This is a genomic window from Sinorhizobium chiapasense (genome assembly GCF_045277575.1).
Taxonomy (GTDB): domain Bacteria; phylum Pseudomonadota; class Alphaproteobacteria; order Rhizobiales; family Rhizobiaceae; genus Ensifer; species Ensifer chiapasense_A.
Window position 1 is genome coordinate 2091645 of the sequence record NZ_CP144205.1, and the last position, 20583, is coordinate 2112227.

A 20583-nucleotide genomic window follows, 5' to 3' on the forward strand; every position below is an offset into this window, starting at 1 on the left:
GTCGGATCTGCAAGCCTGCGGCTCTTGCGGAATGGGCGCGGAGGCATTCGCCCGTTTCCGGATACGAAAACCATCTTGAGGAAGGACAATTGCCATGAGAACGTTTCCATTGACGATCGCCATGCTCCTTGCCGCCGGCGCCACGGCCTTTGCCGCGCCGCCGGTCAAGGAAGTCGAATCGGCCAAGGGCAAGGTACTGGCCGGCGAAAACGGCATGACGCTCTATACCTACAAGGACGACCATGGCGGCATGTCCACTTGCTACGACAAGTGCGCCAAGAACTGGCCGCCCTTCCTGGCGGAAGCCAGTGCCAAGGCCGAAGGCGCCTATACGCTCGTCGAGCGCAAGGACGGTAAGAAGCAATGGGCGAAGGACGGCATGCCGCTGTATTTCTTCGTCAAGGACAAGAAGATGGGTGACATTACCGGCGACGGCGTAAAGGGCGAATGGGATGTCGCAAAGCCGTAATGGCGGAAATGCGGATGCGGGGGGCGATCCCCCCGCATCCGACCGGTTCGAGGAGGATGTGCTGGCACTCGTGCCGGCGCTGAGACGCTATGCCCGCAGCCTCGTGCGTTCGGACCCGGACGGCGAGGACCTGCTGCAGGATTGCGTGGAGAAGGTGCTGGCGCGCCGCGCACAGTGGCGTGGCGTCAATCTGCGCGCCTGGGCCTTCACCATCATGACCAATCTCGGGCGCAACCGGCACCGCTACCTCGCCATGCACCCGCAGGTGGCACTGGACGAGGATCTGGGGCTCGAGGCAGAGAACCGCGAGAGCGATCCGCTGGAACGCTCCAAGCTCGAACGGGCGCTGAACGGCCTTTCGACCGAAAACCGCTCGGTGCTGATGCTCGTGGTGATCGAGGGGTACCGCTACCAGGACGTGGCCGAGATGATGGCCATTCCGATCGGCACTGTCATGTCGCGGCTCTCGCGCGCCCGACGCCAGTTGGCCGAAGCCATGAAGGACGACAATGTGATCAGCATGCGGAGACCGAAATGACGGAAGATCTCAACACCGTCTCCGAAGACGACCTGCACGCCTATGTCGACGGTTTCTTGACCCCGCGGGAACGGGAACGGATCGAGCAATGGCTGGAGCGCAACCCCGCGCGCGCCGAAGAAGTCAGGCAATGGCAAGCGCAGGCGGTGGACCTTCGTGCGCTCTTCGCCGGTTACGCCCATAGCGACGCACGCGACCGCGCCTTGCTCTCGAACCACAGCCATAGCGATCTTCCGCAACCGTACCCGGGCAAGAACAACGGTAAGGACACAGGCTCCGCCATCCGCCATCTGCGCGCCATCGCCGCCGGTCTCGCACTTTTTGCCGCCGGCGGGCTCACCGGCCTCTATGCACCCGCGCTGCTTTCGGCCGATCGCGACAGCCGTGCGATCGAGACCGCCGACAGCCTGCCGCGACAGGCGCAATCGGCCTTCCTGGTCTATGCCAGCGAAGTGCGCCACGCGGTGGAAGTCGGCGCCGACGAACAGAGCCATCTTGCCAACTGGCTCGGAAAGCGCCTCGATCACCCGCTGTCGATCCCCGATCTCTCCTCGCTCGGCTTCTCGCTGGTCGGCGGCCGGCTGCTGCCGGTCAACGGCAAGGCGGGGGCGATGTTCATGTATGAGGACGGCACCGGACGCCGGCTGACCGTTCTTCTCGGCCGCAACGACGACAACCGCGAGACCAGTTTCCGCATCGACAGCGCCGACGGCGTCGAGACCTTCTACTGGATCGACGGTTCGATCGGCTACGCCGTCACCGGCGAGGTGCCGCGCGACCTGCTGCAGCAGGTGGCCCACGAGTGCTACCGCCAGTTTGACAGGAGCGAGGCGACGGGAAGCTGAGACGGCGCCGTGCCGTCTCACTGGCGCGTTTCATCCGCTCAGAAGAAGCCGAGCAGCTTGTAGCGGGTCTTGCGGCGCGCGTCGTTCCAGAACATGCGGAACAGCAGGAACCGCGTCCACGGCGACATCGGCGGCAGCTTGTCCTTCAACCGATAGCAGCCGACCGTATATTCCCAGCGCTGCGCAAATTTCTCCCGGAAGGTCTTTGCCCCATAGCGCTGAACCGATCCCGAACCCTCGATGAAATGGAACTCCGGCCCCTCCACATAGGCGACGAGATCGCGCACCACGAACTCCGTGATGATGTAGGAGGCGCCGGTCCAGGGATAGCTGAACTCCGCATAGCGGCTAAGCAGGATCTCCAGGCTGCCTTCCGACCGATAGATGCCGTACACCCATTCGGACGGATAGCTGAGATTGCGCGGGATCTTGCCGTCGCGGATGCGTTGGGCAAAATTCAAGACATCGCGGTTGGGGGTGGCAAGGCGCTCCTTGCCTTTGCTGATCCGCCGGACGTCCGAAGCCCCCAGAAGCTTGGTCTCGTCCGCTTCGAGCGCGGCGACGAGGCGCGACAGGTAGTCGAGCGTCGAATAGTCGTCGCAAGCCCGCAGGCAGAAATATTCGCCGAGCTCGGTACCGAGGCGGAAGCACTTGAGAAAGTTCTCGTCGGCGTCGAGATGCACCTCGTTCTCGAGCACCTCGAAGCGAGGATCTTTCGCCGCAAAGGCCCTGGCGATTTCCAGCGAACCATCGGTCGACCTGTTCTCGAGGATGATGGCACGAAAATCCTTGAAATCCTGATCCGCGATGCACTGCAGGCACTTCTCCAGGGTCTTTGCCCCATTGAAGACCGGAAACAGAACGACGAGTTTCGCCTTCCCCATTCTCACTCCAAGCTATTTTTCCGGGCGGCGCCTCAGGCGCGCTCAAGCCGCGTTATGAATCCGAGATCCAGCAATTGCCTCGATCCGGTAAAGCGCACCGATACGTCCGACGTCAATTGCAGGCCGCCGGCATTTGCAATGCTCTCCTTGATTTTCACATAGACGGCGGAGGCATCGAAATATTGGCCGCCTGCCGCCGCCGCATCGACGACCTCGGCATAATCGGCGAAGAACTTGAAATGCAAGAGCACGCCCATGGCGGCCGGGAAATTCCTGTCATAAGGCAATGGTTGATGGATACTGGGGCCGAAGCAGCATTCGCCGTCCCAGAAGATCAGCGGATATTTGACCATCTCGAGGTCGGCGCCGAACTTGCGCTGGCGCGGTCCGCCCTTGACGCAAATGGCCCGCTTCATCGCGCACATCGTATAGCCGGCAGCGTCGAAATGATCGGCAATCTCCCAGGGAGCCTGCTGCTTCAGCTTCTCGACGTCGGCGCGCTCGAGGTCGACCGGATACATGTCGAGCATGGGGGCGAGCAGACGGCAGGCGCCCATGCGCTCCAGCACCGGAATGAGCCAGCCGAGCCCGCGTTCCTCATAGCCGTCGTAGACGAGATACTCGTCGGAATCGACATTGACGTACCAGCGGCCGGTGCCATAGCGCTCGAACAGCGTTTCCCGCCACTCGCGCCCGCGCCGCGCCTCCTTGAATCGAACGATGGACGACCAGACGTCGACATCCGGCTGCGCCACCAGATAGTCGCGCGTACCGTCGGATGAGACGTCGTCGACGCAGATGAAGCGCGTTACTCCGAGCTTGCGGTAATGCGCCAGGAACGACGGCATCAGCTTGAGGTCGTTATGGGTGATGAACATCAGCGGGATATCGTCGGACGCCAAGGTCGCCGGCCCCCGCGCGTTGAGGCACGTCAACTCGTGCCGGCGCTTCTTTTTCCTCTCGCGCCGGGCCATCCTTTTCGTTTCCAGCCAAGTACTGAGACGCTGGAGCGGCGTCCTTCCGAATACGCTCTCCGCCGCCTCCGTGGAGGAAAAAGGATATCGCGTTTCGCCCACGGCAAGCCCCGGATCGTTTAGCTTAGCAGCCTCTACGTGAAAATCCGGCTGCGATCAACTTTCTATTCCGGCGGGGCCTTCGACGTCAGGGGCGCTCGGGATCGTTGGCGAGCACGATCGGCTGGCCATGCGGCGTCGCTTCCGCCGCCCGCTGCCAGCTCCGCGTCAGGTGTTCCAGTTCGCGGCCGGAGGCGATCGAGAGTTCGGTGACGAGGCGCGAGAGCGCTGCCACCCAGCAGTCGTAATAGTCGCTGGCGTCCGCCTTGCGGCCGGGCTTGTAGAGTTCGGCCGAAAGCGCCTCGGCCCATTCCGGCCAGGAGAATACGCCTTTCTCGTGGAGGCGCACGGTCATGGCAAAGGCGTTCGCCTGCCAGGGTTCGGCGAAAACCGGATCACCCTCCGGCGATTTCGGCAGCTCGGCCGAGGCGATGAGCGGCGACACCACCTTACACGTGCTCAAGATAGCTCTCCCAGGCATCGATCGAGACCGTCAGCGTCGGGTCGGCGCCCTCGCCCCAGACCTCAGGCCCGTCGAAGACGACGGTATAGACCCATTGCGGATTTTCGCCGCGACCATGGGCGTTGTCATCCGGGAAGACGAAGGAGCCCTGCACAGCCTCCACCCGGCCGAGTTTGGCGCGGGCGTAGCGCGGCAGGCGCGTATGGGTTTCCGGGTTGAAATTCTTCGTGCGCACCCGGTCACCGACGGCAAAGCGCGGCGCGGTTTCGACAGGGCGATCACAGGGGCCACCCTTGGCGAGCACGCCGGCGACCATGTCGGCCTTCAGTACCCGCTTCGGGGTCGCACCCTGTTTCAGCCTGTGGCCGCCGTCGAGTTCGGCCTGGCTCACGAAGCCGTGGCGCTTCAGCAGCGTCTCCAGCGCCCGCGTCCAGATCTCGTAATAGCTCGCCGAAAGATAGGTCGCCGGCGGCAGGCTTTCGCGCGCATGCCGGCTTTCGTCGATCGTCCAGGCGCCGAAGGCACCGCAGGAGAGCGTGATGCCGAGCGCCCGCTTCTCCCATTCCGCATGGAAATAGGGTTCGTCCTTTTCCGGCGCCACTGGCCCGAGGCCGTGGGCGCCGCCGAGATCGTGGGGGCCGTTCATCGAAGCGCCTCCGCGGAAAGCGCCAGGCCGGTGCCGATCATGGAATCGCGCGTCACCAGTTCCGCCAGTTCCTCCTCGCTGAAGCCTTCGGTGCCCGCCGGCCGTTCCGGCACCACGAGATAGCGCAGTTCCGCCGTCGAATCCCACACCCGGATACGGGTCGCCGCCGGTAGCGTCACCCCAAATTCCTTGAGCACCCCGCGCGGATCGATGACGGCGCGCGAACGATAGGGCGGCGCCTTGTACCACACCGGCGGCAGGCCGAGCACTGACCAGGGATAGCAGGAGCACAGCGTGCAGACGACGAGGTTATGGGTGTCGGCCGTGTTGAACACGGCGCGCATATGCTCGCCCTGGCGGCCCGTGAAGCCAAGGCTGGCGATCGCCGCCGTGGCGTCACGCTTCAGCCACTCGGCGAAATCGGCGTCGACCCAGGCCTTCGCCACCACGCGCGCACCGTTGCGCGGGCCGATCTTCGTTTCATAGGTCTCGACGATCGCATCGATCGCCGCCGGATCGATCAGCCCCTTCTCGGTCAGCACCGTCTCCAGCGCCTTCACCCGCGCTTCCATGTCGGTGAAATGATTGTCGTGGTGATGGTCGTGATCGTGGCCGTGATGGTGTTCGGACATGCCTGGCTCCTCCGCCGGGAAATCGCTGTCATTACTACTGCATGTCTCCTTAAATCGAGCTCGATTTAAGGACAAAGACATGCATCAAGTCAAAGTGCTACAGCGACCTTTGCGCGTCTCATAAGACGCGCGGCGCTGTAGTGCAGAATCACGCCCGCCGAAACCGCCGGGCACCTCCACGGTCTTTCGGCTTTCTCTATTTCAGCATCGGCCAGAGGCTGACGACGAGCAGTACCGCCATGGTGATATTGAACCATTTCAGCCGCGACGGCTCGGACAGCCACTGGCGGAGCGCCGAGCCGAAGCCCGCCCAGGTGGAAACGCTCGGCACGTTGACGAGCGCAAAGACGAGACCGACGACGAGAACGCTCATCAGATAGCTCTCGCTGCTGGTATAGGTGGCCATGGCCGAAACCGCCATGACCCAGGCCTTGGGATTGACCCATTGGAAGGCCGCCGCCTGCAGGAAGGTCATCGGCCTGGAACCCGCCTTGCCCTCGCCCAGCGAACGCGAGGTGCCGATCTTCCAGGCGATCCAGACGAGATAGGCGCCGCCGGCAAATTTCAGCGTGGTGTAGATGAGCGGCACGGAATGGAGCAGCGCACCGAGGCCGAAGCCGACGGCGATCAGAAGCACGAAGAAACCGGCGCCGATGCCCAGCATATGCGGCACGGTGCGCACGAAGCCGAAGTTCACGCCCGATGCGAAGAGCATCATGTTGTTCGGTCCCGGCGTGATCGATGTGGTGAATGCAAACAAAAACAGCGCCAGCAGCGTATCGGCCTGCATGGGTTTCCTCCGGGCTAATTGGGTCAACATAATTGACCTATTGGCCGGCACCAGACGCGAACTTGTCACCATGACAAATTGACGAAGGCCATTATCAACGACTTTCACGCGAGATTAGCCGCCTGCAGCGCAAGAGAGCTTGGTCGAGGAGGTGGGCTCGAAAGCGCGCGACTTTGCGCTAGATTGCCGATCTGACCGGACGACCGCCGTCCGACCTATTCGCCCGCGAGGAGAACAGCATGCATGATCCGATCCCGACAACGACGCTGCCCGATGGCCGCCGCGTGCCCGTACTGGGGCAAGGCACCTGGCGCATGGGCGACGCGCCCTCGCGCGCTGCCGATGAGGTAAAAAGCCTGCAGCTCGGTCTCGATCTTGGCATGACGCTGATCGACACGGCGGAAATGTACGGCGATGGCGCCTCCGAGCGCGTCGTCGGCGAAGCGGTGCGCGGCCGCCGCGACGAGGCCTTCATCGTCAGCAAGGTGCTGCCGTCGAACGCCAGCCGGCTCGGCACCGAGGCCGCCTGCGAGCGCAGCCTGAGGCATCTCGGTATCGACCATATCGACCTCTATCTGCTGCACTGGCGCGGCGGCTATCCGCTCGCCGAAACGGTCGCGGCTTTCGAAGCGCTGAAGAAGGCCGGCAAGATCCGCGCCTGGGGTGTCTCGAACTTCGACGTCGACGACATGGAGGAGCTTCTGTCGGTGCCGGACGGCAGCCACGTCGCCGTCAACCAGGTGCTCTACAACCTCTCGCGCCGCGGCATCGAGTTCGACCTTCTGCCCTGGTCCCAGCAACGTGGCATCGCGATCATGGCCTATTCGCCGCTCGACGAGGGCCGGCTGCTGCGCAACCCCGATCTCATCCACATCGCCAAGGCGCACCAGGCGACCCCGGCCCAGATCGCCCTCGCCTTCCTCAAGACCCGCCCGGGGGTGATCTCGATCCCGAAGACCGGCTCGGCGACACGTGCCCGCGAAAACCGCTACGCGATGGACATTCACCTGACGGCGGACGACCTCGCCGACCTCGACCGCGCCTTCCCGCCGCCGAGGCGCAAGCGCTCGCTGGAGATGATTTGAGGGCTCTGCCTTCGCGCCGAACCGGCCCCTCATCCGGCCTGCCGGCCACCTTCTCCCCGCCTGCGGGGAGAAGGGAATCCGCCGCGCCCACTCGACCCGACAGGAACGATTGGCAGCCTGCTCGTCCCTGAAAGTTAGCCGTCGGGCGCGACGTCGGCGGGTACGGCAGACTTCGATGAGGCGGAGGGGCCTTCCATCTCCACCACCACCTTGCCCTTGGCGCGGCCGGATTCCAGATAGGCAAAGGCTTCCGAAACGTTCTTGAACTGATAGACACGGTCGATAACGGGCCGGACCGCCCCGGCCTCGATGAGATCGGCAAGCTCGGAAAGCTCGGTTCCATCAGGATGCATGAAAAGATAGCGGTAAGTGACGTCATGTTTCCTGGCGACGGCGCGTATCTTGTAGGATGCAAGCCAGAAAAGGGTCGTCAGGAACACGCCACCGCCGAGATCCTTCCGCGCGGTCTCGGGCTCGGGCATGCCGGCGATGGAAACCACTTTTCCGCCGCGCTTGACCACGCTGAACGACCTTTCGAGCGCTTCGCCGCCGAGCAGATCGAAGACGCCATCCATGTCGTGCAAGCGCTCCTCGAACCGTTGTCTCGTGTAGTCGATCACCACGTCCGCGCCGAGCTCTTCGACCAGCGCACGACCACGAGGCGATGCCGTGGTTGTCACCTCTGCCCCCAGCCTTTTTGCCAACTGGATGGCGAAGGTGCCCACGCCCCCTGCGCCGCCGGATATGAAGATCCTGTTGCCCTGCTTCACGTCGAGTTCGTTACGAAGCGCCTGCAATGCGGTGAGACCGGCGAGAGGCACGCCAGCCGCGGTGCAGAAATCGATCGATGCGGGCATCTTCGCCAGAAATTTTGCAGGGACGACCGCATACTCGGCCAAGCCGCCCATGGCATCTTTGGGCATGCGCGCAAAGACACGGTCTCCCGGCGTGAAGGACGTGACATCTTCCCCCAGTTCCTCCACCACGCCGGCAAGCTCGTTGCCCATGACGATCGGCAACGGATAGCGCTGGACGACCCTCAGAGCACCTTCGCGCGTTTTGTAGTCGACGGGATTGAGACCTGCGGCATGCACCCGAACCAGCACTTCGCCGCGCGCCGGTCGCGGACGCGGCACGTGGCGCAACTCAGCAGCGTCGGGACCGCCGTATCGTGTCAGAAGCAATGCCCGCATCGTCGTGGAGCTCATCCGGCACCCGATATCTTCGGATTTCCATCCGGGATTAGTCGGCGAGAAATGCCGGCGAAGTCAACCGAGCGAATGGTGTAACAGCTTCCGTGAGAACACCTCGCTCTCAAGAGGAATCGCTGCAAGCAGAAAGATGCTCTCGATTCAAAGCACGTTCCAGGGTTTCGCCCGCCCCTCATCCGGCCTGCCGGCCACCTTCTCCCCGCCACGCGGGGAGAAGGAAACGTGCGGCGGGCACCCGGTACAAAAGCACCGGCGTCACCGAAAGCTATGGGTCTGGAGATCAGAAAGGGTGCAGCGCACTCAGCGCCAAAGCCCCCTCTCCCCGCCTGCGGGGAGAGGGCTGGGGTGAGGGGCAGCTCCGCGTGGAGCGTCAGGGCAATACCGCCGAGGACAGCCTCACGCAGAGCACGCGAGGCTACCCCCTCACCCGCGAGAAAAGTCACATGCCCTGCGGGCCGCGATTCATCGCCGCAATGCCGGTGCGGCAGACTTCGATGAGGCCGAGCGGCTTCATGATGGCGATGAACTGCTCGATCTTCGACGGCTTGCCGGTGATCTCGAAGACGAAGTGGTCGATATTGGCGTCGATGACCGAGGCGCGGAAGGCGTCGGCGAGACGCAGGGCCTCGACGCGGTGGTCGCCCGAGCCGTGGACCTTGACGAGTGCCAGCTCGCGCTCGATCGGCCGATCGTGGCCGAGGCTGGCGGCACGCACCGTCAGGTCGACGACGCGGTGCACCGGCACCAGCCGCTCGAGCTGGTTCTTGATCTGGTCGAGCACGTGCGGTGTGCCGCGCGTCACGATGGTGATGCGCGACAGGTGCGCCTCGTGTTCCGTTTCCGAAACCGTGAGGCTTTCGATGTTGTAGCCACGGCCCGAGAACAGGCCGATGACGCGGGCAAGGACGCCCGGCTCGTTGTCGACGAGAACCGAAAGCGTATGGGTTTCGGCGAGCTCGGTCTCCTTGGCGATGAAGTAGGCGGAGCCGGTCGGTTGAAGATGTGCGTTCATTTCAATTGGTTCCTCTACCTATCTCAGACGAGCTGACGGCCCTTGGCGTCGATCGCGTTGGCGACCGCTTCGTCCGTGGCTTCGTCGGGCAGGAGCATCTCGTTGTGGGCCTTGCCCGACGGGATCATCGGGAAGCAGTTGGCAAGGTTCGCCACACGGCAATCGAAGATAACCGGTGCCGGCGTGTCGATCATCTGGCGGATCGCAGCGTCGAGTTCGCTCGGCTTGTCGCAGCGGATACCAACGCCGCCATAGGCTTCCGCCAACTTGACGAAGTCAGGCATCGCCTCGGTGTAGGAGTGCGACAGGCGGTTGCCATGAAGCAGCTGCTGCCATTGCCGCACCATGCCCATGTACTGGTTGTTGAGGATGAAGATCTTGACCGGCAGGCCGTACTGAACGGCGCAGGACATTTCCTGGATGCACATCTGGATCGAGGCGTCGCCGGCGATGTCGATGACGAGGCTGTTCGGATGCGCGACCTGCGCGCCGATCGCCGCCGGAAAGCCATAGCCCATGGTGCCGAGGCCGCCCGAAGTCATCCAACGGTTCGGCTGCTCGAAGCCGAAGAACTGCGCTGCCCACATCTGGTGCTGGCCGACTTCGGTCGTGATGTAGGTGTCGCGGTCCTTGCTCAGCTCATAGAGCCGCTGGATCGCGTATTGCGGCATGATGACTTCGTCGTTCGGCGTGTAGGCGAGCGAGTTGCGGGCGCGCCACTTGGTGATCGTCTCCCACCAGTCCGAGAGACGCGCCTTGTCGGCCGACTTGGAGGCCGCGCGCCACAGGCGGACCATGTCTTCGAGAACGGTGCCGACATCGCCGAGGATCGGCACGTCGACGCGGACGTTCTTGTTGATCGACGACGGATCGATGTCGATGTGGATCTTCTTGGAGTTCGGCGAGAACGCATTGAGGCGGCCGGTGATGCGGTCGTCGAAGCGGGCGCCGATGCAGATCATGACGTCGCAATCATGCATCGCCATGTTGGCTTCGTAGGTGCCGTGCATGCCGAGCATGCCGAGCCAGTTCTTGCCGGAGGCCGGATAGGCGCCGAGGCCCATCAGCGTCGAGGTGATCGGGAAGCCGGTCAGTTCGACCAGCTCGCGCAAGAGATGCGAGGCTTCCGGACCGGAATTGATGACGCCGCCGCCGGAATAGATGATCGGCTGACGCGCGGTGCGCATCAACTCGACCGCTTCCTCGATCTTCTTCAGGTCGCCCTGCTTCTTCGGCTGGTAGCTCTTCTGGGTCGGGACGGCGGATGGCGGCGTATAGGTGCCGGTCGCGAACTGGATGTCCTTCGGGATATCGACGACAACAGGGCCCGGACGGCCGGACTGGGCGACGCGGAAGGCCTCATGGATGATGCGGGCGAGATCGTTGACGTCCTTGACCAGCCAGTTGTGCTTGGTGCACGGCCGGGTGATGCCGACGGTGTCGCATTCCTGGAATGCGTCGGAACCGATCAACGAGGTCGGAACCTGGCCGGAGATGCAGACCAGCGGGATCGAATCCATCAGCGCGTCCTGCAGCGGGGTCACCGCATTGGTGGCGCCGGGGCCGGACGTGACCAGCATGACGCCGACCTTGCCGGTGGAGCGGGCATAACCTTCGGCCATATGGCCGGCGCCCTGCTCGTGGCGAACGAGGATGTGCTGGATATCGTCCTGCTGGTGGATTTCGTCATAGATCGGAAGCACGGCGCCGCCGGGATAGCCGAAGATATGCTCGACGCCGTTGTCTCTCAGAGCCTGGAGAACGATCTCCGCGCCTGTCATCTGATTTTCTGTACCGCTCATTGACCTGCTTCCGTCCCTTTTCCCGTTGGGTGCTTAGCTTGTTTGAAGGCATAAAAAAAGGCCCCGTCAGGAGCCTCGTTCAGCGCATGGGTGGCTACCGCCGGATGGTTACACCATCCTGCCCATGCGCCGTCCCACCACAAGAATAACCGCGAAATTTTTCATGGGGCGATTTGATAACCACAAAACCCCCATGCGTCAACGGCTTTTAGTTACACGATCCGGTTCCTGTGCGGAACATTGTTGCGCAAACCGAGGCGCTCGACCCCATGGCCGGCCGAGAAAATCGGGCGACCGGGAGCATGACGATGACGGCACGGCGCCGCACGTCTACGGACGTGCAAGGGCCATCGAAGCCCCCGGCTTGACGGCGATGCTGCTTGGCGCTACCTCCATTGCGGGCTTCAGATCCCCGCCGCTCGCAGACGTTCTCGTCCCGGTGAAATCTGACATCTGACGACACCCTCTCGCCCCGATCGCATTTCGTGTGGCAGGCAATGCGGGCCCCTCCTCTTCCCGATCGAAATGCGAAGACAGGAGCGTTGGATGTCCAAGGACACTTCCAGGCAGAATACCTTTTTGACCGCGCCGCTCGGCGCGATCTTCGCAAAGACGGCTTTGCCGATCATCTTCGTGATGAGCATGAACGGACTTCTCGCCGTCGTCGATGCCGTCATGCTCGGCATCTATGTCGGTGCCGATGCCGTCGGCGCCGTGACCACGGTTTTCCCGATCTTCATCCTCACGGTGGCGCTGGCAACGCTCGTCGTCAGCGGCATGGCGAGCCTGCTTGCCCGCCATCTCGGCGCCGGCCGCTTTACGGATGCCCGCGGCGTCTTTGCCGGCGCCCACATGCTGGCGCTCTCGATTGCCGTGGCACTGATCGGCCTGTTCGTCGCTTTCGGCGAGCCACTGGTGCTGATGCTCGCCAACGGTCCCGGGCCCCTCGCCCGCATGGCCGAAAGCTATATCGCGATCATAATCTTCTGCACGCCCATCCAGTTCCTGCTGGCGGTTCATTCGGATGCGCTTCGTTGCGAAGGCCGCGCCGGGCTGATGGTCGGCCTCAGCCTGCTGGTCTCGATCGCGAACCTCGCCCTCAACTATGTGCTGATCGCGCATCTCAGGTGGGGCGTTGCGGGCTCCGCCACGGCCACGGTTCTCGCCCAGGCCCTGGCGCTTGACCTCATCGTCGTCTTCCGCACCGTCGGACGCACCGAGCTCCGCCTGTCGGCCCTGTTCCGGCACAGTCCGTTGACGGGATGGAGCCGCATGATCGCGCTCGGGAGCCCGCAAAGCCTCGGCTTCATCGGCATGGCGCTGGTTTCGGTGACGATCATGACCGCACTGCAGAAGACGGCTGCCGAAAGCTACGACACCACGGTCGCCGCCTATGGCATCGTCACCCGCATCATGACCTTCGCGCTGCTGCCGCTTCTCGGGCTGAGCCAGGCGATGCAGGCGATCGTCGGCAACAACATCGGCGCCGGCCTCGCCGATCGGGCGAACAGGATGCTGCGCCTCGGCCTGTTCGTGGCGTTGATCTATTGCCTTGCCATCGAAGTCCTGCTCGTCGGTCTTGCCGGGCCGGTCGGCGCGCTCTTCGTCGACAGCGATGCGGTCGTCGCCGACGTCGCGCGTATCATGCCCGCCATGGTCGCGATGTACCTCTTCTCGGGTCCGCTGATCATGCTCGGCAGCTATTTCCAGGCGATCGGCGATGCCGGCCGGGCGGCCATTCTGGGGCTTTCAAAGCCCTATCTCTTCACCATGCCGCTGGTCGCGCTCTACGCATCGAGCTTTGGCGAACCCTGCATCTGGTTCGCGACGCCGACGGCGGAGGCGCTGTTGCTGGTGGTTGCGATGCTCGTGCTCCGGCAGGCGTCGCGGCAGCAGCGGGTCACTGCAGGCCGATTGCCCTGATGAAAACACGATCGACCCCTGATGGGGTCGATCGGCGACGCTGCCATGTTCCGAGCGGAGGAATACCGCGCGCGGCTGCCCGCGCGCATTCCGCCAGACCTGTCGGCCGCCAGCTGGAGCGCCGTGCGTGCTTCCGGATTGGCAAGGCACGCCCGTCTCGGTTCACGCCATCACCGAAACCCGGCTGCTGCCGGCCAAGACCCAGCGCTTCATCGCGTTTCTGCAGGAACAGATGGGACGGGCATAGGCGTAAGCGCAATCATCTTCCGGCACCCATGAGAACACGCTAAAGTACAAGCGGCATGCGGAGAGCGGGATGGCAAACGGGCGCGTCGAGCGGCGACTTGCGGTCATCATGGCCACCGATATTGTCGGCTATTCCCGTCTGACGGAGGCCGACGAAACCCGCACGCTCGACACGATGAAGCGGTTGCAGACGTCCATCCTTGCGCCCGGCATCACGGCTTGCGGCGGCCGGATCGTCAAGCTGATGGGCGACGGCACGCTCGTCGTCTTCAACTCCGCCGTCGATGCGGTGGATTGCGCCATATCGCTGCAGGAGGCGCTGGCTTGCGACCAGCAGGAGCAGCCGACCGACGACCGTATTCTCGTCAGGATCGGCATCAACCTTGCCGACGTCGTGATCGAAGGCGACGATCTGCTGGGCGACGGCGTCAACGTCGCCGCCCGCCTGCAGGCCTCAGCCACCCCCGGCGGCATCTGCATCGCCGATGTCGTCCATCGGCAACTCGGCGCCAAGGGCCGATCGGCCTTCCTCGACGGCGGAGAGATCGCGCTGAAGAACATCACGCGGCCCATCCACGTCTGGCACTGGACGGACGCGCCGACGGTCGGCCCATCGATGTCGCAAGCCTGCGCGCGCACCTCGATCGCCGTCCTGCCGTTCGAGAACCTCGGCGGCGCGGCGGATCAGACCTTCTTCAGCGACGGCATCAGCGAGGATATCATCGGCGGGCTCGCTCGGTTCCGCTCGCTTTCGGTCACATCGGCCAGTTCATCCTTCAGTTTTCGCGACAGGAGTACCGACAAAAGGGAGATCGGCCGCAGGCTCGGCACCACCTACCTCGTCGAAGGCAGCGTCCGCCGCGCCGGCGAGCGCATCCGCATCACCGCGCAACTGGTCGAAGCTGCCAGCGGCGCGCATCTCTGGTCGGAGCACTACGATCGAAATCTGACGGACATTTTCGCGGTTGAGGACGAGGTGACCCGCACGATCGTCTCTACGCTCGTCGGGCAGATCGAAAGCGCCGAAGTGCGTCAGGCGCTCCGCAAGCCGCCGACAAGCCTTGCGGCCTATGAATTCTACCTGCGTGGGCTTGCGCATATTCGCGGCTACGAGCCGGACGACAACCGGCAGGCCTGCGCCATGTTCCAGGCGGCGGTCGACCGCGACCCGCATTTTGCCCTGGCCCACGCCCATCTGGCCCTCGCGATCATCGCCGAGCAAGGCTACGCCAACGCCCCGCAGGACGTTCTCGACAGGGCCCTGGCCATTGCGCGCAAGGCGGTCTCGCTCGATGAGACCGAAGGCGGTTGCCAGCGGCTGCTGGCGCTCATTCACGGCAATCGCCGCGAATTCGAACTGGCTGAGCGGCACTATCGGCGTGCCTATCTGCTGAACCCCAACGATGCCAATACGCTGGTGCAGATGGGCGGGCTCTTTGCGCGACGGGGCAAGCTTGACGAGGCGATGGAGTGGATCAACGAAGGCTTCCGGTTGAACCCGTTTCCGCCGCCCTGGTACAGTGCCGCGCTGGGAAACGCCCTTTATATCCTCGGGCGCTACGAAGAGGCCGCGGCGGCGCTGAAGGAACTGCCCAATCCCGGCCCCTTCACGCTCGCGCGCCTTGTCGCCTGTCATGCGCAAGCCGGCAGCAACGCCGCCGCCATGGAGATGAAGGCCCGCCTTCTACAGGCTTGTCCGGACTTCTCGACGGAAGACTTCATCCGGCGCGGCCTCCTGCTCGAGATGGACGAACACCGTGACCTGTTCCGCCAGGGCCTGCTGAAGGCGGGGCTGCCAAAATGAAGCAACGGCGAAACATGCCGGAGGCGCGCCTCAAGGCTGTGCCGGCGGCAGCAGGAACAGGGTCATGCCGAAGATCACATAGACGGTCAGCGCCAGAACGCCCATGTACCAGGCCGAGCGCCCGCCGTTGGAGAGCAGCGTCGCGGCCACGGTCGCGATCAGCATCATCACCACGGCGCCCGGCCAGAACTGCAGGTCCATGGGGTGCGGGCCGATGACATAGCTCAGCAGCACCAGCAGCGGCGCGACGAAGAGCGCGATCTGGGCCGCACTGCCGAGCGCGACGCCGACGCTCAGGTCCAGCCGGTCCTTGCGCGCCGCAGCGAAGGCCGTCGCCATCTCGGCGGCGGCACCGACCAGGGCCACCACGATGAAGCCGACGAAGGCCGGCGTCATGCCGAGCTCTTCGGCCGCCACCTGCACCGATCCCACGAAGACCTCGCTGACCAGCGCCACCAGCACCGTGACGGCCAAAAGTACGACGATGCCCGTCGCCAGCGGCCAATGCACTTCATCTTCGCCATGCCCGGAGCCGGCAGAGATGAAGAGCTCGCGGTGCGTCCTCAGCGAAAACAGCATCCAGAGCCCATAGACGACGATGAGCACGATGGAGAGGCCGGCGCTGAGCTGCTGGGTGAAAGCCGTCTGCGGCTGGCTGTCGGCGCTGCCGATCAGCGACGGCACCAGCACCGCGACCGTCGCCAGGAACAGGAGGCTTGCCTGGAAGCGCGCATTCACCCGGTTGAATTCCTGCAGGTGATGGCGCAGCCCCCCGAAGAGGAACGAGCCGCCCAGCATGAACAGCGTATTGGTGACGATCGCACCGGCGATCGATGCCTTGACCAGCAGATACTGGCCGGCATTGAGCGCCATCAGCGCGATGACGAGTTCCGTCAGGTTGCCGAGCGTCGCGTTGAGGAGCGCGCCGATCGTATCGCCGGTCCGTGCCGCAACCGCCTCCGTCGCCTGGCTGAGAAGCGCCGCAAGCGGCACGATGGCGGCGACCGACAGCAGGAAGAGCAAGGTGTGCGCGCCGGGCCAGATACGCTCTCCCGCGATGACGACGGGTACGAAGACAAGCAGCCACAGAATGGGTGTCCGGCGCATATAATCCAGTGCATTGCTCATGGCTCTCCCCCTCGCCAACCCGCAGGTGCCGGCAATCGGCAACACGTCTCACGGTCGTGCGGTCGGCCGGCAGCGAATGCGGTTGATCAACACCAGAGACTATCCCGTATCAACTGCGAGACCGCATTGACATTGATCAACTCGGATGCCGCCCGACCTCTCCGCACCGAGGCCGGCACGGCGTTCGGACGCGGCCCTCAAACCCGTTGGATCAGCGCCCGTCCGATGGGCTTCGGCGGTTCGCCGCGCAGCACCAGCGATGTCGTGACCGCTCCGTAGCGGGCAATCGTATCGACGATCGTTTCCAGCTCACCGGGCGAAGGTACCAGCACCTTGAGCAGAAAACAGTCTTCACCCGTCAGCCGCAGCACCTCGATCACCTGCGGCATCTCGGAAAACTGCTTGATGCAGGCACGGATATGCTCGTGCGTCGTGCGGAGCCGGATGACCGCCATCATGCCGAGGCCGAGGCTCGCCGCATCAATCCGCGCGCCATAGCCGGCGATGATGCCGCGCTCCTCCAGTCGCTTGACCCGTTCCGAGGTCGCCGGTTGCGACAAACCGATCCGGCGACCGAGCTCCGAGACCGCCATTCGCCCGTCCGCCTGCAAGGCTTCGATGATGGCGATGTCGGTCGGGTCGAGAGGGGAACGGTCGATGCGGGCAAATGACATGTCTCACCTTCATTCCATCGGCAAACGGATGCTCTTTCCGATGATTGCGCATTCCGCATGCGGAGGGAAGCTGTCATCCTCGCGGAAGTTGAAGATGAGAGGAAGGCATGAGCGATATCATCCTGTTGCCCGGCATCGGCGGATCCGGAGAGACGCATTGGCAAACCCACTGGGAGCGATCGGAACCACGCGCCCATCGCTTCCGGCCTACAGATTGGGACCGGCCGGAACTCACCGATTGGATCGCGGCGCTCGACCGCGCGGTCGCCGCTGCCGGCAAGGCCCCGTTCCTGGTCGCCCACAGTCTTGCCTGCCTTCTCATCGCCCATTGGCAGAAGACTTCCGCCCGCCCCGTCGCCGGCGCCTTCCTCGTCGCGGTTCCCGACCCGACCTCCGGCGCCTTCCCGGCGGAGGCCAAAGGTTTTGCCGAGGTGCCGCAGGACAGCTTCCGCTTCCCCTCCCTCATCGTCGCAAGCTCCAACGACCCCTTTGGCGGCATCGGCTATGCCCGGACGCGGGCGGCCCAGTGGGGGAGCGGCATCGTCGAAATCGGCGCCCTTGGCCACATCAATGGCAAGAGCGGGCTGGCGGACTGGCCGAGTGGACGTGCACTATTCAGCGCCTTCGCCGCCGGAGCGGGACATGAGAAGGCGACTGCTCCTCTATAGCGGCAGTTCCGTCGAGAACTTGACCTTCCGCATCGGCACATCCGTCTTGACGCTCTGCACACCCTTGATCCGAGTCAGATGCTCGATCTGAAAGCGCCTGTTGTCATCGAGATCGCGGGCGACGATCCGCAGCAGGAAGTCACATTCGCCGGCCATCAAGGCGTCGCCTCGGCCGGTATCCTTCGCCACGTTCTGGGCTGAACGTCCGGCAAATCCGCGAAACCACTTGTTAAATCCCCCCGGCTAACATGAGCGGCTGTGATGCCGGGGTTTTTGCGTTGCTGAACAATGAACTTCATTCCTCGATCCGCGCAGGAGAGCAGGATCGCCGTGACGGCCTGAAGCCCGGCAACCGGTTCCTGGGGCGTGTCGTCGCGTGCAACGGCGCGCGCGCCACCATCGCTGCCGTCGCCGAAAACGGCGAGACGTCGCTGACCGAACTCTGGTCGGTCGGGCGGCTGATCTCGATCTCCGTCGGCAGAAACCGTGTCGTGGCTCTGGTCTATTCGATGCAGACCGCCTCGGCCGAATGGGGTGAGGAAGCCAACAACACCTTCCGCATCGAAGTCGAGCTGATGGGCGAGGTCCACATAGGGCCCGATGGACGCGAGGAGTTTTCCGCCGGCATCAGCCAATATCCCTATCTCGGCGCCATCGTGCACCGCATTCGCGCGGCCGACCTTGCCCGCATCTACGATTCCGGCCGCAGCGATAGCTGCATCATCGGCAAGCTCACCCAGGATGAAAGCCTCGACGCGACGATCCACGTTCCCTCGATGCTCGCCAAGCACTTCGCCATCGTCGGCACGACCGGTGTCGGCAAATCGACCGCGGTCACGCTGCTCCTCAACAAGGCGATCGCCTCCGACCCGAAACTGCGCGTGCTGATCCTCGACCCGCACAACGAGTTCGCCGCCGCCTTCCCCGAGCTTGCGGTCGTCATCGACACCGACACGCTCGACCTGCCCTTCTGGTTCTTCCGCCTCGAGGAATTCGCCGAGGTGATCTTCCGCGGCCGCCCGGCGCCGCCGGACGAGCTCGACATGCTGCGCGACATCATTCCCGAAGCGAAGAAGGCTTTCCGGGGCGGCGAATCCAGCCTCATGCGGCGCCAGACCGAGAAGAGCTCGATCACCGCGGATACGCCGGTGCCCTACCGCATCGCCGACCTCCTGGCGCTGATCGACGAACGCATCGGCAGACTCGAGGGACGCAACGACAAGCCGCATCTGCGCTCGCTGAAGGTCAAGATCGTCTCGGCGATCAACGATCCGCGCTACCATTTCATGTTCTCCTCGAACACCATCACCGACACCATCCAGGACACGATCGCCAAGATCTTCCGCATTCCCGGCGATGGGAAGCCGATCGCCACCTTCGAGCTTGCCGGCATTCCCTCGGAAGTGGTCAATTCCGTCGCTTCGGTGCTCTGCCGCATGGCCTTCGAAATCGGCCTGTGGAGCAATGGCGGCATTCATATGCTCGTCGTCTGCGAGGAGGCGCACCGCTACGTGCCGGCCGATCCCTCGCTCGGCTTCCTGCCGACCCGCCAGGCGATTGCCCGCATCGCCAAGGAAGGCCGTAAATACGGCGTCTCGCTCGGCGTCATCACCCAGCGCCCCGGCGAGCTCGACCCGACAATCCTTTCGCAATGCTCGACGGTCTTTGCCATGCGGCTGGCCAACGACCGCGACCAGGAGATCATCCGTTCGGCCATTCCGAACTCCTCGACCTCGACCACCAGCTTCATCTCCTCGATCGGCAACGGCGAAGCGATCGCCTTCGGTGAGGCCGTCGCGGTGCCGATGCGCATGCGCTTTTCCCGCATCGCCGAAGAGCGCTTGCCGCGCGCCCACGGCATCGTCGACCGGATCGACGTGGATGCGCCGCCGACCGTCGATCTGCGTTCGATTGTCAGCCGCATGCGGGCGATCAACGGGCCGGATATTTCCAGCTTCCAGCAGAGCTACATGGCAGCCTCGACCGGCAGCGAAGAGCGTCTCTGGGATGGCGAACTTGGCGCCGGATCGGCAAGCGAGACGGAACAAGGCTTCGCGGACTCGGCTCTGGCCGCCGAGCCCTACCGCCCGGACATGCTTCCACGTACCACCATTTCCCCCAATCCCGAGCTGGAGCGCTTCAACCAGATCCGCCAACAGCTTCTGAACGAAAAGCCCGCGACCGAGCAGCCAGCACCCCGCTTCGGGGCGGCGGCGCCGACCGGACACGGCTCCCCGGCCGCCGGCGATCGGCCCCGCGAAGGGTCGCTCCGGGAAAGCCTGCTGAAGCGGCCGCTCGGCAGCATCATCCGCAAGACCTAACGCATGTCGCGCAAAAGTGCGCAGCGGATTTGCGATAACGATATGCGAAATATCAAAGACTTAAGGCGCAAGGAGCGAATCTGAAAGATCGCGACGCGCGTTAGCGCTCACGCCGGGCCATTCTGGCGCGCCACCTGGCCCTGCCAGGGAAATTGGGCCGCCGTTAGAATACGGTGTGATCCCACGGCAGAGCCTGTCGACCAAGCCGCGTTTCCTCTTTTTCTCGGCCGCGACGACGTGAACGAGGCAGCCGCGAGACTCCTTGGAATGCCAAGGAACTTTTGCGGCGCCGCGTCGTTGGTCTGCGCGATCCTGTGGCGCGGACAGCCGGCGGATCTTCAAGCAATCGACGAAAGTGGAGTGAGGAGG

At 64.0% G+C, this 20583-nt stretch carries 20 protein-coding genes and 1 pseudogene; 9 read left to right on the forward strand and 12 right to left on the reverse strand.

Annotated features, from left to right (window positions below):
- The first annotated feature begins 94 nt into the window (after positions 1–94).
- From QM996_RS10235 to QM996_RS10245, 3 genes are read left to right on the forward strand one after another with little or no spacing between them, the layout of a single operon-like run.
- Complete coding sequence (locus tag QM996_RS10235) at positions 95–469, forward strand: COG4315 family predicted lipoprotein (RefSeq protein ID WP_500267382.1); 375 nt, start codon at positions 95–97, stop codon at positions 467–469.
- Complete coding sequence (locus tag QM996_RS10240; protein WP_500267383.1) at positions 453–1007, forward strand: RNA polymerase sigma factor; 555 nt, start codon at positions 453–455, stop codon at positions 1005–1007. The genes QM996_RS10235 and QM996_RS10240 overlap by 17 nt, the downstream gene beginning before the upstream one ends.
- A complete protein-coding gene (locus tag QM996_RS10245; protein WP_500267384.1) occupies positions 1004–1852 on the forward strand; it encodes an anti-sigma factor family protein in 849 nt (282 codons plus the stop codon). The genes QM996_RS10240 and QM996_RS10245 overlap by 4 nt, the downstream gene beginning before the upstream one ends.
- Before the next feature lie 38 nt (positions 1853–1890).
- On the opposite strand, the gene QM996_RS10250 is transcribed toward QM996_RS10245, so the two are convergent.
- The 6 genes from QM996_RS10250 to QM996_RS10275 form a co-directional block, all read right to left on the reverse strand.
- Positions 1891–2736, reverse strand: coding sequence for a glycosyltransferase family 2 protein (locus QM996_RS10250; protein WP_500267385.1), 846 nt, complete (start codon positions 2734–2736; stop codon positions 1891–1893).
- A 32-nt stretch (positions 2737–2768) separates the two neighbouring features.
- Positions 2769–3710, reverse strand: coding sequence for a glycosyltransferase family 2 protein (locus tag QM996_RS10255; RefSeq protein WP_500267386.1), 942 nt, complete (start codon positions 3708–3710; stop codon positions 2769–2771).
- A 187-nt stretch (positions 3711–3897) separates the two neighbouring features.
- On the reverse strand, positions 3898–4272 hold the full coding sequence (locus QM996_RS10260) for a nitrile hydratase accessory protein (protein WP_500267387.1): 375 nt from the start codon (positions 4270–4272) through the stop codon (positions 3898–3900).
- On the reverse strand, positions 4259–4918 hold the full coding sequence (nthB, locus tag QM996_RS10265; RefSeq protein WP_500267388.1) for a nitrile hydratase subunit beta: 660 nt from the start codon (positions 4916–4918) through the stop codon (positions 4259–4261). Before nthB ends, QM996_RS10260 begins: the two co-directional genes overlap by 14 nt.
- Positions 4915–5550 (reverse strand): nitrile hydratase subunit alpha, encoded by a 636-nt coding sequence (gene nthA / locus QM996_RS10270; RefSeq protein WP_500267389.1) that lies wholly within the window; start codon positions 5548–5550, stop codon positions 4915–4917. Before nthA ends, nthB begins: the two co-directional genes overlap by 4 nt.
- Positions 5551–5746: 196 nt before the next feature.
- Positions 5747–6340 carry a LysE family translocator gene (locus tag QM996_RS10275; RefSeq protein ID WP_500267390.1) on the reverse strand — a complete coding sequence of 198 codons (594 nt, stop codon included), beginning with the start codon at positions 6338–6340 and terminating at the stop codon, positions 5747–5749.
- Positions 6341–6579: 239 nt separating this feature from the next.
- Between QM996_RS10275 and QM996_RS10280 the strand changes: the two genes are divergently transcribed.
- Positions 6580–7425 carry an aldo/keto reductase gene (locus QM996_RS10280; protein WP_500267391.1) on the forward strand — a complete coding sequence of 282 codons (846 nt, stop codon included), beginning with the start codon at positions 6580–6582 and terminating at the stop codon, positions 7423–7425.
- Positions 7426–7559: 134 nt separating this feature from the next.
- Here the strand turns inward: QM996_RS10280 and QM996_RS10285 are convergent, their stop codons facing one another.
- The 3 genes from QM996_RS10285 to QM996_RS10295 form a co-directional block, all read right to left on the reverse strand.
- Positions 7560–8633, reverse strand: a complete 1074-nt coding sequence (locus QM996_RS10285; protein WP_500267392.1) for an NADP-dependent oxidoreductase — start codon at positions 8631–8633, stop codon at positions 7560–7562.
- Positions 8634–9075: 442 nt separating this feature from the next.
- Entirely contained in the window at positions 9076–9648 is a 573-nt protein-coding gene (gene ilvN, locus QM996_RS10290) for an acetolactate synthase small subunit (RefSeq protein ID WP_065374914.1), read from the reverse strand.
- 23 nt (positions 9649–9671) lie between these two features.
- Entirely contained in the window at positions 9672–11450 is a 1779-nt protein-coding gene (locus tag QM996_RS10295; RefSeq protein ID WP_500267393.1) for an acetolactate synthase 3 large subunit, read from the reverse strand.
- A gap of 546 nt (positions 11451–11996) precedes the next feature.
- Between QM996_RS10295 and QM996_RS10300 the strand changes: the two genes are divergently transcribed.
- The 3 genes and pseudogenes from QM996_RS10300 to QM996_RS10310 all read left to right on the forward strand — a co-directional run bounded on the left by QM996_RS10300 (position 11997) and on the right by QM996_RS10310 (position 15423).
- Entirely contained in the window at positions 11997–13373 is a 1377-nt protein-coding gene (locus tag QM996_RS10300; protein ID WP_500267394.1) for an MATE family efflux transporter, read from the forward strand.
- A 127-nt stretch (positions 13374–13500) separates the two neighbouring features.
- Positions 13501–13620 (forward strand): annotated as a pseudogene (locus tag QM996_RS10305) (LysR family transcriptional regulator); the annotation flags it as partial.
- 69 nt (positions 13621–13689) lie between these two features.
- Positions 13690–15423, forward strand: a complete 1734-nt coding sequence (locus tag QM996_RS10310) for an adenylate/guanylate cyclase domain-containing protein (protein ID WP_500267395.1) — start codon at positions 13690–13692, stop codon at positions 15421–15423.
- 30 nt (positions 15424–15453) lie between these two features.
- Here QM996_RS10310 and cax read toward each other — a convergent pair whose 3' ends face one another.
- Together cax and QM996_RS10320 are read right to left on the reverse strand one after the other, a co-directional pair.
- Positions 15454–16551 carry a calcium:cation antiporter gene (gene cax, locus QM996_RS10315; RefSeq protein ID WP_500267396.1) on the reverse strand — a complete coding sequence of 366 codons (1098 nt, stop codon included), beginning with the start codon at positions 16549–16551 and terminating at the stop codon, positions 15454–15456.
- A gap of 197 nt (positions 16552–16748) precedes the next feature.
- Positions 16749–17225 (reverse strand): Lrp/AsnC family transcriptional regulator, encoded by a 477-nt coding sequence (locus tag QM996_RS10320; RefSeq protein WP_500267397.1) that lies wholly within the window; start codon positions 17223–17225, stop codon positions 16749–16751.
- A 107-nt stretch (positions 17226–17332) separates the two neighbouring features.
- On the opposite strand from QM996_RS10320, the gene QM996_RS10325 reads away from it, so the two are divergent.
- Positions 17333–17893, forward strand: a complete 561-nt coding sequence (locus QM996_RS10325) for an RBBP9/YdeN family alpha/beta hydrolase (RefSeq protein ID WP_500267398.1) — start codon at positions 17333–17335, stop codon at positions 17891–17893.
- Here QM996_RS10325 and QM996_RS10330 read toward each other — a convergent pair.
- Entirely contained in the window at positions 17888–18049 is a 162-nt protein-coding gene (locus QM996_RS10330) for an Lrp/AsnC ligand binding domain-containing protein (RefSeq protein WP_500267399.1), read from the reverse strand. The two genes, QM996_RS10325 and QM996_RS10330, sit on opposite strands and share 6 nt — an antisense overlap.
- 122 nt (positions 18050–18171) lie before the next feature.
- Here QM996_RS10330 and QM996_RS10335 point away from each other — a divergent pair, with 122 nt between their 5' ends.
- Entirely contained in the window at positions 18172–20214 is a 2043-nt protein-coding gene (locus QM996_RS10335; protein ID WP_500267400.1) for an ATP-binding protein, read from the forward strand.
- The last annotated feature ends 369 nt before the right edge of the window (positions 20215–20583 follow it).